The organism is Janthinobacterium sp. NKUCC06_STL (assembly GCF_019345455.1).
Taxonomy (GTDB): Bacteria; Pseudomonadota; Gammaproteobacteria; order Burkholderiales; family Burkholderiaceae_D; genus Janthinobacterium; species Janthinobacterium rivuli.
The window spans coordinates 224,173-238,529 of the sequence record NZ_JAHKQY010000005.1 but is presented as its reverse complement, the minus strand read 5'-3'; the positions used below and the strand labels follow the sequence as shown (position 1 = coordinate 238,529).

The following is a 14,357-nucleotide window of genomic DNA, read 5'->3' as shown; positions in this document are numbered from 1 at the left end:
AACCTACAAGGCGCCTTCGAGCATGACGCGCAGGGTGCGGTAGCTGTCCGTATCGACCGTGCGCAGCAGGCTGCCGGCGCCATCCGCATACAGGCTGCGCGTGCGCTCACGCTGGCGCAGCAGATTGGCGCCCGACACGCGCAGGCGCAGCTGGTCGCTGAAGGTCCACAACGCGTACAGATCCAGTTCGCGCCGGGCGCCCTGCCAGGCCAGCAGCTGGCTTGACTCGCGCGTCCGTCCACCGCCCTGGTAATGCAGATTGCCGCCCAGGGTCAAGGGCTTGCCGGCCAGCCGGTAATCGGCGCCCAGGTTGGCGCTCCACGGCAGTTGGCCATCGAGGCGGTTGTCCGGGCCGGCGACGGCGTCCAGCGTCGACCAGTTGCGCGCCACGTTCGCCCGCAGGTCCAGCGCGGGGGCGCCCGCCCACAGCGCCGACAGCGGCAGCTTCGCTTCCAGTTCGATGCTGCGCACCTGCGCCCTGCCCTGATTGACGGGCGTGGCCACCCAGCGCCCCTGGTCCTGATACAGCCGGTCCAGCATCACATCGCTGATGCGCCGCAGCGAGGCGCTGGCGCCCAGCATGGCGCCTTGCCCAAGGTAGTATTCATAGGCCGCATCCAGGCCCCACGCCAGTTCCGGGCGCAGCGCCGGGTTGCCCTGGTTGTCGGGGTTCACGGGACTATTGCCGTTGTCGTTGAGGTAGGGGCGCGGGATCAGCTGGAAAATCTGCGGCGCCTTGTAGGTGCGGGTGACGGCCAGGCGCACCTGATCCTTGCCTCCCAGCTTCCACAGGCTTTGCAGCACGGGACTCCATACCTGCGCGCGCACGTCGACGCGGCGCTGCGCGCCACCATTGGCGCTGGCCGTGCGCAAGGTTTCCCAGCGCAGCCCCAGATACAGCGACCAGCGCGCGGAGATATCCCATTCATCCTGCGCGAACAGGGCCAGGCGCCGCACCGTGGCCGCATAGTCTTCGTCCGACAGCACGGGTGGCCCGCCCGGCGACAGCTGGCGTTCGCGGCGGAACTCCGTGCGCCGCCGGCTGCCCGCATCCCAGCCCGCCGCCAGCGCATGTCCCTGGCCCAGAGCCCGGCGATAGGTGCCGCTGGTCTGCACGCCCACATCATCGAGGCCCGCATCGACCCGGCGCACATTCGCCGGCCCGGGCGCGGCGCTGACGCCCTGGAACAGGTAATCGCTGCCACGGTGATTGGCATCGAGGCCCAGTTTCATGTCGAGGCTATCCCCTGATCCGAACTTGCGCAGCCAGTGCAAATCGCTGCGCACGGTGCTGCTGTCCTGGCTGAACGCGGCGTCGTTGTCCGGATAGGCGGTATGGCCGCCCAGGTAAGCCGTTTCCACAACCTGGCGGCGGCTGGCCAGGCGGCGCAGGCTGACCAGGCTTTGCCAGGCCAGGCTGCCTTCGCCCGCCAGCGCCCATTGCAAACGGGGCGCCAGCTCGAACGTATCGCTGGTCACGCGCTCGGTCAGCGGCATATGGCGCACCACCGTGGGCCTGCCTTCGCCATCAAATGCGCGGTTCCACTCGTCGAGCAAGCCCCGGCGCCCCGTGTGCGCGAGCGTGCCGGCCAGCGCATACGACAGGCGGCCGTCCTTGTCCGCCCACTGCACGGTGGCGCTGCCGGCGGGCATGCCGTGGCTGCCGGACGCCCCCAGCTTGAAGGTGCGTTCGCGCCGCTTGCCCGATTTTTTCAGCACGACGTTGATGGAACCGGCGATCGCCTGGGCGGAAAATTGCGCCGTGGCGGCACGCATGATTTCCACGCGCTCGACCAGTTCCGGGTCCAGTGAGTCGGGCGAAAAACCGGGCGGCACGGGCACGCCGTCGAGCATGATCAAGGTATAACCCTGGCCCAGTCCGCGCAGCTGGATTTGCCCGCCAGCCGTGCCGCCGAGGGTAATGCCGGGCAGGCGTTTCAGGGCGTCGGACAGGGCACGGTCGCCCTGGCGTATCAATTCCTCGTGGCCGACGACGATGGCGGCGACGGTGTCGTTGCGGCGCTGCTCCACCTTGCCCGCAGTGACCGTCACGGAAGGCAGGACGTCTTCGGCACGCACGTGCGCCATCAAGGGCAGCGCAAGGCTGCACAATACAATACTCAATCGCATGGGAAATCCTGAAAGGTCTGTGGTGGTGTCGGCGGGCGCGTTCCCGCGCTCAGCCGACCCGTGGCCAGCTCACGCTAATGGCCGAATTGTTCCTTGCGCATGCGCAGGGCGCGCGCGGTGGCGTTGGCATCGAGGCCGGCCAGCCACTGTCGCGGATCCTGCAAGCGCCCGCCGCGGGTGACCTCGAAATGCAAATGCGGCCCCGTCGCCAGACCGGTGGCGCCCACGGTGCCGATGGCCTGCCCTGCCGTGACGGCCATGCCGGTCGTCAGCGTGACCCGGTCGAGATGGGCATACAGCGACGCGACGCCAGCGCCATGGTCGATGCGCACGGCCTTGCCAAGGCGCGCATCTTCGCTGACGCTGACGATGCCGTCGGCCGCCGCATGCACGGGCGTGCCGCGCCTGGCGCCCAGATCGATGCCGCGATGGCCTTGCGGTGTCAACTCGCGCACGACGCCAAAGAAGCCGGTCACGCGCATGCTGTCCAGCGGATTGCGCAAGAGAGCTGGCGCCGTCGCCGGCACAGCGAGCATGCTTGCCGGCGCGGCTGCCACGGCCCACGCCAGTGCCGGCTGCAGCGCCAGGCTGGCCGCGCCGATCGCGCACAGCAGCAACGCCGTCAGCACCCGCAGGGCCGCGGATGGGCGCGCCTGCCCGTCACGCATGCGCAGCAGGCGCTCGGCCATGCCGCCGCCGCCAAAGGCCAGCCCCGGCAGCGGCTGGGCCTGCAAGCCCAGCTGCCTGACCAGGGCCGCCGCATATTGCTGGCGCTGGCGCGGGGGGCGGCCAGCCAGTACCTGGCGGTCGCAACCGAGTTCTTGCGCCCAAGCCAGCTGGCCGGCCAGCCAGCGCGCGGCCGGATTGAACCACAGCAGCGCCTGCAGCATGTTGGCCAGCAGCAGGAGCACGGGGTCGCGCCGGCGTGCATGGGTCAGCTCATGGGCGATCACCAGCTGCTGCTGTTCCGGCGTAAATTGCGCCAGGTGCGCCGGCAACAGCAGACGCGGCCGCCACACGCCCACCAGCATCGGCGAGATCGGCGCCGCCACTTCCAGCACGTCCATGCCGTGCAGGCGGCGGCGCTGCGCCAGTTGCAGCAAGCTGCGCAACATGGCGTGGCCACGCTGCCAGCGCCAGGCTGCGCAAGCGACGCCCAGCAGGTAGATCAGGCCCCATGCGGATGGCACCAGGGCCAGCCAGGAAGCAGTGGGTGGCAGCCCGGCAGCTGGCCCAGCCATGGCCAGCTGCACGTCGGGCGCGGCGCCGGCCAGCGAAACGGGCACGCTCAGTTCGGGCACCACGCTCAGTTGCCGCGTGTCAGGCAGCAGCGGCAGCACGAACACGGCGGCCAGCACCAGTTGCGCGACTAGCCACACGCTGCGCTGCGCCGCCAGCGCGGGCCAGCGCCGTTGCGCCAGGCTCAGCAATGCCCACAGCAGCGGGCCAGTCACGAGGCAGGCGACGCTGGCCTGCAACAGCGTGAGAGAAAACAGCAGCATCGCTTAGTCCTTTCCCTCGAGCGGCCAGTCCTGCAGCAGTTGCTCCAGCGCCGCCAGTTCCTGCTGGTCCACGAGTTTGCTGCCCGTAAACATACTGACCGGCAAGGGACTGTCAATTTCCATCACGCGCCGGCCAAAGTCGTGGGCGAACGCGGCCAGGGTAGCCACCTTGTCCACGTTCGCTTCATACACGAGCACGCCATGCACGCTGCGCTGCAGCAGCATGCCCTTGTCCAGCATGCGTTCAAGCGTCTTGCGCGTGGATGAAAACGACCATCCCAGTTCGTCTTCCACCCTGGCGTGCAATTCACGCGCGGATAGCGGGTGGTCTTTCCACAAGGCTTTCAATAACGACAGTTCGGTGACGGAGGGCGTGCTCATGGTGCATCCTTTCAGTGACTATTGACACAATTATGCGACAAGAGTCACACACACGCAAGCGCTATGTGCGACAACTGTCGCATGCACTAAAACGCCTCCCGCGCGTCTTGCGCTCGGGCACGCCATGTGCAGGTGGCGGCGAAAGGCCGCCTTAGCCCGTGATCACGTCGCCGCTGCCCCGTTTCCCTATCGTATAGCTGAGGCTTTCCAGGACGGCAGCGCGCCTTGGCCTGACTTTTCTTTACTTGCGGCATTGCAAAGCTGAAACAAAACAGGCGCGTTTTTGCCATGCTGTTATACTTCGCGTGTGCGGCACATATGACCAGTCCCCTTGCCGCTGTCTTTCGACCCCTAATCTGATTGCCTGCGACTGGCGCCCCCCGATGGCGACAGGCCGATCTCACAATAAAGTTACCATGTCCTTTTCCTCCCTCGGATTGTCCGACGCTATCGTACGTGCCGTTACCGAACACGGCTACACCGTGCCGACCCCGATTCAGTCGCAGGCGATTCCCGCCGTGCTGGCTGGCGGCGACTTGCTGGCCGGTGCACAAACCGGTACCGGCAAGACAGCCGGCTTCACCCTGCCCGTGCTGCACCGCCTGTCGACAGACGCCAATGGCGCGTCCATCACCAGCAACACCTCGACGCGCCCGATCCGCGCCCTGATCCTGGCCCCGACGCGCGAACTCGCCGCGCAGGTCGAGGAAAGCGTGCGCGCCTACAGCAAGTACACCAAATTGAACTCGACCGTGATCTTCGGCGGCGTCGGCATCAACCCGCAAATCAAGCAATTGAAGCATGGCGTCGACATCCTCGTCGCCACGCCAGGCCGCTTGCTGGACCACATGGGCCAGGGCACGGTTGATCTGTCGAAAGTGGAAATCCTGATTCTGGACGAAGCCGACCGCATGCTCGACATGGGTTTCATCCGCGACATCAAGAAAGTGCTGGCCGTGCTGCCGCCAAAACGCCAGAACCTGCTGTTCTCGGCCACCTTCTCGGAAGAGATCAAGGCCCTGGCCGACGGCTTGCTGAACAAGCCAGCCATGATCGAAGTGGCGCGCCGCAATTCGACCGTGGAAGTGATCAAGCAAAAGATCCATCCGGTCGACCGCGACAAGAAGCACCCGATGCTGTCCTACCTGATCAAGTCGAACAACTGGACGCAAGTGCTGGTCTTTACGCGCACCAAGCATGGCGCCAATAAACTGGTCGAGCAGCTGGGCGCGGACGGCATTGGCGCCCTGGCCATCCACGGCAACAAGAGCCAGTCGGCACGCACGCGCGCGCTGTCCGAGTTCAAGGATGGTACCTTGCAAGTGCTGGTCGCCACCGACATCGCCGCGCGCGGTATCGATATCGACCAGTTGCCGCACGTCGTCAACTACGACTTGCCGAACATTCCGGAAGACTATGTGCACCGTATCGGCCGCACGGGCCGTGCCGGCGCCAAGGGCGAAGCCGTGTCGCTGGTCTGCGTGGATGAGCACGAAATGTTGAAAGACATCGAAAAGCTGATCAAGCAAACCCTGCCGCGCGAAGTCATCGAAGGTTTCGAGCCCGACCTGAACGCCCGCGCCCAGCCTGTGCAATTGCGCAGCGGCACCGGCGGTCACCGCAACAACAGCCGCGCGCCAGCCGGCGCCGTGGTGCGCGTGAAAACCGGCGGCAGCGGCGCCAAGCCACGCAGCGCCGGCCCAGCGGGCGGCGGTGGCGGCGGCAACCGTTCGGGCAATGCGCCGCGTTCGGCGGCAAACCACAGGTCTGGTGGCCGCGGCCGCTAATACCCACGGGTAAGCGTATCGCAGCAATAAAAACCGTTCCAGGACTTGCTTCTGGAACGGTTTTTTTATGCACGCCACCGATTGCCGATTTGGGCTAGGATAGTGTCCATCCTATTGACCTGCGTGCCGCCATGCCGAACTTCGCTGCCAACCTCAGCATGATGTTTACCGAACTGCCCTTCCTCGACCGCTTTGCCGCCGCCAGGGAAGCGGGTTTCGATGCCGTCGAATTCCTGTTTCCCTATGCCGTCGAGGCGCGGCAGATCGCCATGCGGCTGGAACGCCACCATCTGCAACTGGCCGTCTTTAACTTCCCGCCCGGCGACTGGGAGCACGGCGAGCGGGGCATTTCCTGCGATCCGCGCCGCGGCGAGGAATTTCGCAACAACGTGCAACTGGCGCTCAATTACGCGCTGGCGCTCGGGGCGAAACAGCTGCACTGCATGTCCGGCATCGTGCCGCCCGGCATGAGCCTGGAGCGGGCGCGGCAAAGCCTGATCGGCAACCTGCAATTTGCGGCCGACGCCTGCCGTCCGCATGGCATCAACGTACTGATCGAGCCGATCAACCGCTACGACATGCCCGGTTACTTTCTGAACCATAGCCAGCAGGCGGCCGACATCATCGCCGACTGCCAGCGCAACAATATCTTCCTGCAATACGACATTTATCACATGCAGCGCATGGAGGGTGAACTGAGCAATACCATCCGCGCCCTGCTGCCCCTGATCCGCCACATCCAGATCGCCGATACGCCGGGCCGCCATGAACCGGGCACGGGCGAGATCAACTACCGCCATCTGTTCAAGCTGCTCGACCAGGTCGGCTACGCAGGCTGGGTCGGCTGCGAATACCGTCCCGCCAGCGACACTGTTGCCGGACTGGGCTGGCGCGAGCAATTGACAGGCACAGCGGGCACAATCGGCGCCTGATCGCAGCGCGCTTGCGCCGGCACAAGGCGGGCGGCGCAGGCCGGCACGACAATACCTTTCCATACAGTATTTCCTGTCGAGAGGTGACGTGTCTGCCCTGCCCGCCCGCCATTGCCGCGTCCTTGGCCTCAACCTTTGCCTGGCGATTCTGCTGTGCGGCTGCGCCACCGCGCGCCCCGAGCTGGCGCAGGTGCGCGCGCTGGCCGCCGGCACCGATGCCCTGACCGCCTTCGGAGAACTGTCGCAGCGCCACGTCGACAGCTACCAGCGCGCCCGCCCCTATCTGTCGCCGGCCGAAGACGCGCGCGAACGCCTGCTCGATGCGCAGCGCCGCGCCGCGCAGGCGGATGTCGCGCGCCTGGCGCAAGCCGTGCGCCTGTACCTGCAGGCGCTGGGCCGGCTGGCCGATGCCGATGCATATGACGTGCAGCCGGAACTGGCTGGCGCCGGCGCCGCCATCCGCGCCTGGCCCGGCAGCGGCATCGACGACCGCCATGTGAGCGCCTACACCTTGCTGCTGCAGCAATTGTCGCGCCTGGGCGGCGCGGCCAGCCAGCGGGCGCAGCTGGCGCAAGTGCTGCACGATGGCGATGCGCCGCTGCAAGCCCTGCTGGCCGCGCTCGACAGCTTGCTGGCGCTGTACGACAAAAGCGGCGATAACGAGCGCGACATGGTGCTCGGCTTGCTCGACGTGGAAATCGCGTATGCGGACACGCCGCCGCAGCGCCTGCTGGCCGTGCTGGCGAAAAACATGCAGCAAAGCAAAACCGAGGAATACCGCCTGCTTGGCTTGCGCCATACCCTGGCGCGCCGGCAACTGGCGGCACTGGGGCGCGAACACGCGCAGCTCGCTGCCGCCCTCACCACCACGGAGGCAAGATGGACGGATCGGTAGGCACCAGCAGCAGCGAACGGCGCGAAGCGGCTCTCAGCAGCGCCATGCGCGTCGAGCAACTGGCCGACAGCCTGTCGCAGGCGGCCGTCACCCTGCACGGCGCCGTCATGCGCGCCATCCGCAGGCGCGCCAGCCAGGGAGAAAATGGCATCAGCCACAGCCAGGCGCAAGCCGTCTTCGCCCTGGAAGTGGCCTTGCGCCAGCAAGCCAACCAGCTGTATGCCGATGCGGCCGGGCACACGGTGGCCGGCCTGGACACGGCGCAGCGCCAGCTCAGCGGCCTGCTCGACACGGTGCGCCTGCGCATCGCCCGCAACGACGACGTGCGGCACTGGATCAGCCTGGCGACGAGCTTGTTGCACTTGGGCAGCGCCGTGCTTGCCGGCAACCCCGAACGCATCCTGGGTACCTTGGGCAAGGTGCGTGAGCGGTTGCAAGAGATGGCGCCGGACTGATTGAAATCGGCCGGCGAGCGCCTATACTGGGACGTCCCCGCCTGGCAATCGTGCCTGCGGGACGACCAGAGGAGACCAACATGCGTATCGAACCGTATTTGCAATTCGATGGAAACTGCGCGCAAGCGCTGGAATACTACCGCCAGCACCTGCACGGCACCGACCTGTGCCTGATGCCGTATCGCGGCACGCCGATGCAGGAGCAAGTCAAGGAAGACTGGTATGACAAGATCATGCACGGCTCGGTGCAGCTGGGACCGACCATGCTGATGGGCTCGGACGGCGGCTGCAGCGAAGATGGCGCCAAGGGCATGCACGGCAGCTCGATCTGCCTGACCGTCGATACGCCGGAAGAGGCGGAACGGGTCTTCGACGCGCTGGCGCGTGACGGCAACATCCAGATGCCCCTGGAGGAAACGTTCTGGGCCAAGCGCTTCGGCATGCTGAAAGACCAGTTCGGCGTCGCCTGGATGGTCAACTGCCTCAAAGAACCAGCATAGAATGGCCCCTGCCCGCCTGCGCCGCGTCAAACGCGGCGCGGGTGGTAGCGCAAGCAGAGCAGCCAATCTTGGACTACCATGATGGAAGTAACCTCTACCGGGTGACAACCATGAATGGATTGCCGCAAGACCAGCTGCAACGCCTGCAGGGCGTGCTGGAGCAACGCAAGCTGGCGTTGCTGGAACAGATCGAGAACGAAGCGGCAGAAGCGGATGCGCGCGCCTCGCTGCTCAATGAAGTCGAAGCCTCGCCGGCCGACAACGCCAGCGTGCGCACCTTGAACGCCCTCGTCAGCGAAGCGGCCGAGCACAACCTGGCCCAGCTGGCCATCATCAAGCACGCGCTGGCCAGGTTTGCCGATGGCAGCTACGGCCTGTGCGACAACTGCGGCGAAGCCATCGGCCTGTCGCGCCTGAACGCGCGTCCCGAAGCACGGCTGTGCATCGATTGCCAGACGCGGCTGGAAAAAGTCCGGCGCCCGGTGCCGTGAGGAGAGCATAACGACGGCGCAACAACAAAGGGCAAGGCATCGCTGCCCTGCCCCGTGTTTTCCAGCGTGACTGCCATTGCCTGCCGTCCTGCGCCAGCGTCTGTGCGCCGGCTGGGTGGACGGGTCTCCTCTACTGCCATTGCCTTGTGCAAGCTACACGCTTGCTTAACTCATGTGCTGTCCGCCATTGATGGCGATATTCGCGCCCGTGACGAACGCCGCCTCGTCGGACGCCAAGTAAGCAACCAAGGCCGCTACCTCGTCCGGCTCGCCCAGGCGCCCCAGGGGAATCTGCGGCAGGATTTTCGTTTCCAGGATATCGGCCGGCACGGCCGTCACCATCTGCGTGCGCAGGTAGCCGGGCGAGACCGTGTTGACGGTGATGCCGTGGCGCGCCACTTCCAGCGCCAGCGCCTTGCTGAAGCCATGCACGCCCGCCTTCGCGGCCGCATAGTTGCACTGGCCAAACGCGCCCTTCTGGCCATTGACGGACGAGATATTGATGATGCGGCCCCAGCGCTTGGCCAGCATGGGTTCGAGCACCTGCTTGCTCATGTTGAACAGGCTGTCGAGATTGGTGCGCATGACCTCGGCCCAATGCGGCAATTCCATCTTGCGCATGCTCTGGTCGCGCGTGATGCCGGCGTTGTTGACCAGCACGTCAACCCTGCCGAACTGCGCCAGCACGCTGGCGACGGCCTCGCTGCAGGCGGCGAAATCCGTCACGTCGAGGGCCAGCGGATGAAAAGCATAACCTTGCCCTTGCTGTTCGCCAAGCCAGCTTTCCACCCGCGCATTGCCCGGCGTATGCGCCGCCACGACGGCAAAGCCCGCCGCATGCAGGCGGCGGCACAAGGCCGTGCCCAGGCCGCCCATGCCACCCGTGACCAGCGCTACCTTTTGTTCTTTCATGACTGTCTCTCTCCGCTTGTTATGGTTGTTCTGCGTGGCATCAAGTGTAGGAGCAGTTTTTATTGGCAGCTTTGCGCCAAATCAAGTGCTCAGCCTGATGCAGTCGTGCGCGGCCGGCACCCCGGACTGTGCCAGAATGGCCGCTACCGCACAGCGAGAGGACAGGCCATGACATATAAAACCGTATTGCTCCACATCGACGACAGCGCCGGGCGCGCCGCCCGCATCGACGCGGCCGCCAGCATCGCCCAGGCTTGCGGCGGCCACCTGACGGGCGTGGCGCTGACGGGCGTGTCGCGGCTGCTGTACCAGAACCAGCCCGACCTCGATGCCGATCCGAACCTCAGCTTGCATTTGAATTTCCTACGGGAACGGGCGACGCGCGCCCTCGACGGTTTTGAAGCGCAGGTGCGGGCGGCCGGCGTCGCTTCGTTCGAGCAGCGCGTGCTTGACGACGAGGCGGCGGGCGGCATCAGCCTGCTGGCCCGCTATGCGGACCTGGTCGTCATCAGCCAATACAATGCCAAGGATAAATCGCCGTCCGTGATGCGCGACTTTCCCGCCTATGTGCTGCTGCATTCGGGCCGTCCCGTGCTGATCGTGCCGTATGCGCCGCCGCTGCCCCTGCTGGCGCCGCCGGCAGCGGCGCGCAATGTGCTCATTTCCTGGAATGCCAGCAAGGAAGCGAGCCGCGCCGTGAGCGCCGCCCTGCCCCTGCTGCAGCGCGCCGGACAAGTCCACGTGGCCATCTTCGATGCCCAGGTGCATGCCGCCGAGCACGGCGAACAACCAGGCGCCGAACTGACGCACTACCTGGCGCGCCACGGCGTGGAAGCGCGGCTGCATTTGCTCGATGGCGGTGGCGTGCGGCGCGGCGACATCGGCGAAGCGCTGCTGTCGCAGGCGGCCGACCTGTCGGTCGATTTGCTGGTGATGGGAGCGTATGGCCATTCGCGCCTGCGCGAAACCATCCTCGGCGGCGTCACGCGCACGATTTTGCAAAGCATGACGATCCCCGTGCTGATGGCGCACTAGACCATTGGGCTGATGGCAGGGTTAGCCGCCCTGCCAGGGCTGGCTGCGGATCTTCGCCACCTGGCGCTGCGCCAGCCACTGCCACAGCTGCAGCGCGTCGTCCTGCGGCAGGGCCGACATGTGACGCGGCGTGGCCAGGGCGATTTCACAATCGCGGTCCGACCACTCCTCGAAAGTGACTTCGCCTCCGCTAGCGACCTCGACCTGATACATCAGGCCATCGTCGTAGCCAAAGCGCAACAGGACGGCGGCCGGGCTGCCGTCCTGCGTGACGCCGCCGCGGTAGACCTCGGCCAGCGCATCGGCCAGCTGTGCCGGCGAGGGCGCGCAGATGTCGCGCCCATCGGCCCGTGTCAGAATGAACCATGCCTGTGTCATGACGCGCCCTCCTATCCATACTCGTTAGCATGCGAGGCAAGTACTACAGGCAGTCACCTTGGTCCAGTGTCACTACGGGCGCGCGGAAACTATCCCTGTCGGCATTATTTACCAATAATTACTAATACTAACAAGGATCATACCTAAATTTCATGCAGCTCGGAATTTATGAATTCACGCCACCAGCACGGGAATGCTGAGCGGGTCGAAATCATGCCAGTCGCCATTGGCGATCGTGCCTTCCGCTTCCTCGATATGCTCGGCGCCGAGCCGGTGCAACGCTTCGAGCGCCCGTTGGCGCTCGTCGGGGCCGCCCAGCGCGACGGCGATCAGCATGCCCGGATGGCGTGGCTGGCGGCGGTTTTCGGCGTTCCCCTCGCCATTTTCTTCCGGCTCGCCCGCGTCCTTCATCTTGTTGAAACTGTAGAGCGAGCCCACGTGCGCGCCCACGAGCGCCCCCACCACCGGGCCAAGCGGCCCCGTCGCCAGGGTGGTGGCCGCACCGATGCCCGCCCCGACGGCGGCCCCGACAGCCACGCCCTCGACCACGCCTTCCGGCGTCTCTTTCGCTCCCGGCGACATGTCGCGGTCGCCACCGAGCGCATGCAAGTCGTGCTGGCCCGGCTGGTTGACAAAGAAGGCGCTGATGCGGCTGTCGGGAAAGCCCGCCTGGTTCAGGGCCGCGCGCGCGGCGTCGATCTGTTCCTGCAACTGAAAATGACCTGCGATGATGCGTGACATGATACGGCCCTCCTCGTCGGCTGCTGGCGCACCGTGCGCCGCTTGCCTGGCTAGCGTGCGCCTGCCGCCGGCGAAATACCGTTCGCTTGCGCACACAGCCGCCAATCATGCGGCCGCGCTGAACGGGCTGCGGATATCGGACAGGAATTGTTGCGCGCGCGCATGTTGCGGCCGCGTAAAGAAATCCTCGGGCGTGGCCCGTTCCAGCACTTGCCCGTGGTCCATGAACCAGACGCGGTCCGCCACTTCGCGCGCAAAGCCCATTTCATGCGTCACGCACACCATCGTCATGCCGCCCTGCGCCAGGTCGCGCATCACTTGCAGCACCTCGCCCACCATTTCCGGGTCCAGCGCGCTGGTCGGCTCGTCGAACAGCATCAGCGGCGGCTGCATGGCCAGCGCGCGGGCAATGGCCACGCGCTGCTGCTGCCCGCCCGACAGGGCCGCCGGCATGGCGCGCGCCTTGTGCGCCAGGCCCACCCGGTCCAGCAACGCCAGCGCCCGCTCTTCCGCCTCGCGCCGGGTCAGGCCGCGCAAGCGCTGCGGCGCCAGCGCGCAATTGTCCAGCACGGAAAGATGCGGAAACAGGTTGAATTGCTGGAACACAAAACCGATGTGCGAGCGGAAGGCATTCACGTCCAGCCCCGGCGCGTGGATGTCCTGGCCGGCCACCGTGATGCGGCCCGAAGCGATCGCCTCCAGGCGGTTGATGGTGCGGATCAGGGTCGACTTGCCGGAACCGGACGGCCCGCACACGACCAGCACCTCGCCCTTGGCCACGTGTTCATTGATGCCGCGCAAGGCGTGATAGTCGCCATAGTATTTGTTGACGTTGTCAAAGCTGATCATGCTGCCGCTTTCAAGAGACGCGCCTGGCGCCGCTCAAGCCAGAAGGCGGCGCGCGACAGACTGAAACATAAAACAAAGTACGTCATGCCCAGCAAAAAATACACTTGCACGGGTTTCGTCAGCACCAGGCCGTTCACTTGCGAGGCGATGAACGACACTTCGGCCAGGCCGATGATGGTGCCCAGCGAGGTTTCCTTGATGGTCGAGACGAACTGGTTGACCAGGGACGGCAGCATGTGGCGCAGCGCCTGCGGCAGCACGACCTGGCGCATGCTGTCCAGGTAGTTCAAGCCCAGGGAACGGGCCGCCTCCACCTGGCCCGTGGGCACGGCTTGCACGCCGGCACGCACGATTTCCGCCAGATAAATGCCGTCGAAGATGACGAGAGCCGCCAGCATGGTGCCGAATTGCCCGCTTTCATGGCCCGTGATGCTGGGCAGGAAGAAATACGCCCAGAAAATGACGAGCAGCAAGGGGATGCCCCGCACCACGTGGATCAGCGCGGCGACGGGCCAGCGCAGCAGCCGCCAGGGACTGAGGCGCGCCAGTCCCAGCAGCAAGCCAACGGGCAGACTCAGCACCAGCGCCAGGCTGGCCAGCACGACCGTCAGCGCCAAGCCGCCCAAAGGTCCCTCGGGATAGCGGCCGACGAGAAAATACAGCCAATAATCATGGAGCAGTTCCAGCATCAGCACACCTTCTTTTGCAGCCAGGCCGCCAGGCCCGCGATCACCAGCGACACGGCCAGATAGGCAGCACTGGCGAAGACGAAGGCCTCCACGCTGCGGAACGAGGCCGCTTCCACGCGCTGCGTCTGGTACATCAGCTCGGCCACGCCGATGACGGTGGCGATGCTGGTGTTTTGCCACAGGTTCAGGGTTTGCGACAGCAGCGGCGGCGCGGCCAGCCGCAGCGCCTGCGGCACGATGCACAGGCGCATGGTGGCGAGAAAGCTGAAACCCAGCGCCCTGCCCGCCTCGAATTGCTGGGCAGGAATGGCGCGGATGCCGCTGCGGATGTCTTCCGCCATGTAGGCGGCCGTATATAAAGTCAGGGCCGTGACGGCGCTGACGGCTTCGATATTGCCGGCATACAAGCGTTCCTTCCACGTATCGGGCAGCAATTCGGGCGCACCGAAATACCAGAACAGGAAGTGGGCCAGCAAGGGCACGTTGCGGATCAGCTCGACATACGCGGCGCCCAGCCCATTGAGCAGACGCGACGGCGCCAGGCGCAGCATGGCCACGCCGCACGCCAGCGGCAAGGACAAGAGCAAGGTGATGCCCATCAGTTGCAGGGATAGCAGCAGGCCGGAGAGCAACCAGTCGCGGTAATCGCCGGCCAGCAGAAAGTTCAGATCAAACATGCG

At 65.7% G+C, this 14,357-nt stretch carries 16 protein-coding genes; 7 read left to right on the top strand and 9 right to left on the bottom strand.

Annotation, left to right across the window (positions count from 1 at the left end; translation table 11 throughout):
• Nucleotides 1-3: 3 nt before the first annotated feature.
• The 3 genes from KO539_RS18320 to KO539_RS18310 form a co-directional block, all read right to left on the bottom strand.
• Nucleotides 4-2,130 carry a TonB-dependent siderophore receptor gene (locus tag KO539_RS18320; RefSeq protein ID WP_219310836.1) on the bottom strand — a complete coding sequence of 709 codons (2,127 nt, stop codon included), beginning with the start codon at nucleotides 2,128-2,130 and terminating at the stop codon, nucleotides 4-6.
• A gap of 74 nt (nucleotides 2,131-2,204) precedes the next feature.
• Entirely contained in the window at nucleotides 2,205-3,632 is a 1,428-nt protein-coding gene (locus KO539_RS18315; RefSeq protein ID WP_219310835.1) for a M23/M56 family metallopeptidase, read from the bottom strand.
• Between the two features lie 3 nt (nucleotides 3,633-3,635).
• Nucleotides 3,636-4,013, bottom strand: coding sequence for a BlaI/MecI/CopY family transcriptional regulator (locus KO539_RS18310; protein ID WP_035826344.1), 378 nt, complete (start codon nucleotides 4,011-4,013; stop codon nucleotides 3,636-3,638).
• A gap of 416 nt (nucleotides 4,014-4,429) precedes the next feature.
• On the opposite strand from KO539_RS18310, the gene KO539_RS18305 reads away from it, so the two are divergent.
• The 6 genes from KO539_RS18305 to KO539_RS18280 all read left to right on the top strand — a co-directional run bounded on the left by KO539_RS18305 (nucleotide 4,430) and on the right by KO539_RS18280 (nucleotide 9,073).
• The gene (locus KO539_RS18305; RefSeq protein WP_035826342.1) at nucleotides 4,430-5,800 is read left to right on the top strand and encodes a DEAD/DEAH box helicase; all 1,371 of its coding nucleotides are present in this window, start codon (nucleotides 4,430-4,432) and stop codon (nucleotides 5,798-5,800) included.
• Between the two features lie 131 nt (nucleotides 5,801-5,931).
• The gene (gene otnI / locus KO539_RS18300; protein WP_035826339.1) at nucleotides 5,932-6,732 is read left to right on the top strand and encodes a 2-oxo-tetronate isomerase; all 801 of its coding nucleotides are present in this window, start codon (nucleotides 5,932-5,934) and stop codon (nucleotides 6,730-6,732) included.
• Between the two features lie 88 nt (nucleotides 6,733-6,820).
• Complete coding sequence (locus tag KO539_RS18295; protein WP_219310834.1) at nucleotides 6,821-7,627, top strand: hypothetical protein; 807 nt, start codon at nucleotides 6,821-6,823, stop codon at nucleotides 7,625-7,627.
• Nucleotides 7,612-8,082, top strand: coding sequence for a hypothetical protein (locus KO539_RS18290; RefSeq protein WP_099402609.1), 471 nt, complete (start codon nucleotides 7,612-7,614; stop codon nucleotides 8,080-8,082). Before KO539_RS18295 ends, KO539_RS18290 begins: the two co-directional genes overlap by 16 nt.
• A gap of 80 nt (nucleotides 8,083-8,162) precedes the next feature.
• On the top strand, nucleotides 8,163-8,582 hold the full coding sequence (locus tag KO539_RS18285) for a VOC family protein (RefSeq protein ID WP_035826338.1): 420 nt from the start codon (nucleotides 8,163-8,165) through the stop codon (nucleotides 8,580-8,582).
• A gap of 110 nt (nucleotides 8,583-8,692) precedes the next feature.
• On the top strand, nucleotides 8,693-9,073 hold the full coding sequence (locus KO539_RS18280; RefSeq protein WP_219310833.1) for a TraR/DksA family transcriptional regulator: 381 nt from the start codon (nucleotides 8,693-8,695) through the stop codon (nucleotides 9,071-9,073).
• 165 nt (nucleotides 9,074-9,238) lie between these two features.
• Here the strand turns inward: KO539_RS18280 and phbB are convergent, their stop codons facing one another.
• Nucleotides 9,239-9,985 carry an acetoacetyl-CoA reductase gene (gene phbB / locus KO539_RS18275; RefSeq protein WP_219310832.1) on the bottom strand — a complete coding sequence of 249 codons (747 nt, stop codon included), beginning with the start codon at nucleotides 9,983-9,985 and terminating at the stop codon, nucleotides 9,239-9,241.
• A gap of 168 nt (nucleotides 9,986-10,153) precedes the next feature.
• Here phbB and KO539_RS18270 point away from each other — a divergent pair, with 168 nt between their 5' ends.
• On the top strand, nucleotides 10,154-11,020 hold the full coding sequence (locus tag KO539_RS18270) for a universal stress protein (protein ID WP_219310831.1): 867 nt from the start codon (nucleotides 10,154-10,156) through the stop codon (nucleotides 11,018-11,020).
• Nucleotides 11,021-11,041: 21 nt separating this feature from the next.
• Here the strand turns inward: KO539_RS18270 and KO539_RS18265 are convergent, their stop codons facing one another.
• The 5 genes from KO539_RS18265 to KO539_RS18245 all read right to left on the bottom strand — a co-directional run bounded on the left by KO539_RS18265 (nucleotide 11,042) and on the right by KO539_RS18245 (nucleotide 14,354).
• Nucleotides 11,042-11,398 (bottom strand): hypothetical protein, encoded by a 357-nt coding sequence (locus KO539_RS18265; RefSeq protein WP_099402604.1) that lies wholly within the window; start codon nucleotides 11,396-11,398, stop codon nucleotides 11,042-11,044.
• A 174-nt stretch (nucleotides 11,399-11,572) separates the two neighbouring features.
• Nucleotides 11,573-12,139, bottom strand: coding sequence for a glycine zipper domain-containing protein (locus tag KO539_RS18260; protein WP_219310830.1), 567 nt, complete (start codon nucleotides 12,137-12,139; stop codon nucleotides 11,573-11,575).
• A 105-nt stretch (nucleotides 12,140-12,244) separates the two neighbouring features.
• Entirely contained in the window at nucleotides 12,245-12,988 is a 744-nt protein-coding gene (locus KO539_RS18255) for an amino acid ABC transporter ATP-binding protein (RefSeq protein ID WP_219310829.1), read from the bottom strand.
• Complete coding sequence (locus KO539_RS18250; protein WP_219310828.1) at nucleotides 12,985-13,677, bottom strand: amino acid ABC transporter permease; 693 nt, start codon at nucleotides 13,675-13,677, stop codon at nucleotides 12,985-12,987. Before KO539_RS18250 ends, KO539_RS18255 begins: the two co-directional genes overlap by 4 nt.
• Nucleotides 13,677-14,354 (bottom strand): amino acid ABC transporter permease, encoded by a 678-nt coding sequence (locus KO539_RS18245; protein WP_219310827.1) that lies wholly within the window; start codon nucleotides 14,352-14,354, stop codon nucleotides 13,677-13,679. The genes KO539_RS18250 and KO539_RS18245 overlap by 1 nt, the downstream gene beginning before the upstream one ends.
• Nucleotides 14,355-14,357: the final 3 nt, after the last annotated feature.

Bases quoted from the DNA above. Each gene is read 5' to 3' on its own strand.
- KO539_RS18285 (WP_035826338.1), top strand. From the start codon at position 8,163: ATGCGTATCGAACCGTATTTGCAATTCGATGGAAACTGCGCGCAAGCG.
- KO539_RS18290 (WP_099402609.1), top strand. From the start codon at position 7,612: ATGGACGGATCGGTAGGCACCAGCAGCAGCGAACGGCGCGAAGCGGCT.
- KO539_RS18305 (WP_035826342.1), top strand. From the start codon at position 4,430: ATGTCCTTTTCCTCCCTCGGATTGTCCGACGCTATCGTACGTGCCGTT.
- KO539_RS18270 (WP_219310831.1), top strand. From the start codon at position 10,154: ATGACATATAAAACCGTATTGCTCCACATCGACGACAGCGCCGGGCGC.
- KO539_RS18260 (WP_219310830.1), bottom strand. From the start codon at position 12,139: ATGTCACGCATCATCGCAGGTCATTTTCAGTTGCAGGAACAGATCGAC.
- otnI (WP_035826339.1), top strand. From the start codon at position 5,932: ATGCCGAACTTCGCTGCCAACCTCAGCATGATGTTTACCGAACTGCCC.
- KO539_RS18315 (WP_219310835.1), bottom strand. From the start codon at position 3,632: ATGCTGCTGTTTTCTCTCACGCTGTTGCAGGCCAGCGTCGCCTGCCTC.
- KO539_RS18255 (WP_219310829.1), bottom strand. From the start codon at position 12,988: ATGATCAGCTTTGACAACGTCAACAAATACTATGGCGACTATCACGCC.
- KO539_RS18265 (WP_099402604.1), bottom strand. From the start codon at position 11,398: ATGACACAGGCATGGTTCATTCTGACACGGGCCGATGGGCGCGACATC.
- phbB (WP_219310832.1), bottom strand. From the start codon at position 9,985: ATGAAAGAACAAAAGGTAGCGCTGGTCACGGGTGGCATGGGCGGCCTG.
- KO539_RS18250 (WP_219310828.1), bottom strand. From the start codon at position 13,677: ATGCTGGAACTGCTCCATGATTATTGGCTGTATTTTCTCGTCGGCCGC.
- KO539_RS18310 (WP_035826344.1), bottom strand. From the start codon at position 4,013: ATGAGCACGCCCTCCGTCACCGAACTGTCGTTATTGAAAGCCTTGTGG.
- KO539_RS18245 (WP_219310827.1), bottom strand. From the start codon at position 14,354: ATGTTTGATCTGAACTTTCTGCTGGCCGGCGATTACCGCGACTGGTTG.
- KO539_RS18280 (WP_219310833.1), top strand. From the start codon at position 8,693: ATGAATGGATTGCCGCAAGACCAGCTGCAACGCCTGCAGGGCGTGCTG.
- KO539_RS18320 (WP_219310836.1), bottom strand. From the start codon at position 2,130: ATGCGATTGAGTATTGTATTGTGCAGCCTTGCGCTGCCCTTGATGGCG.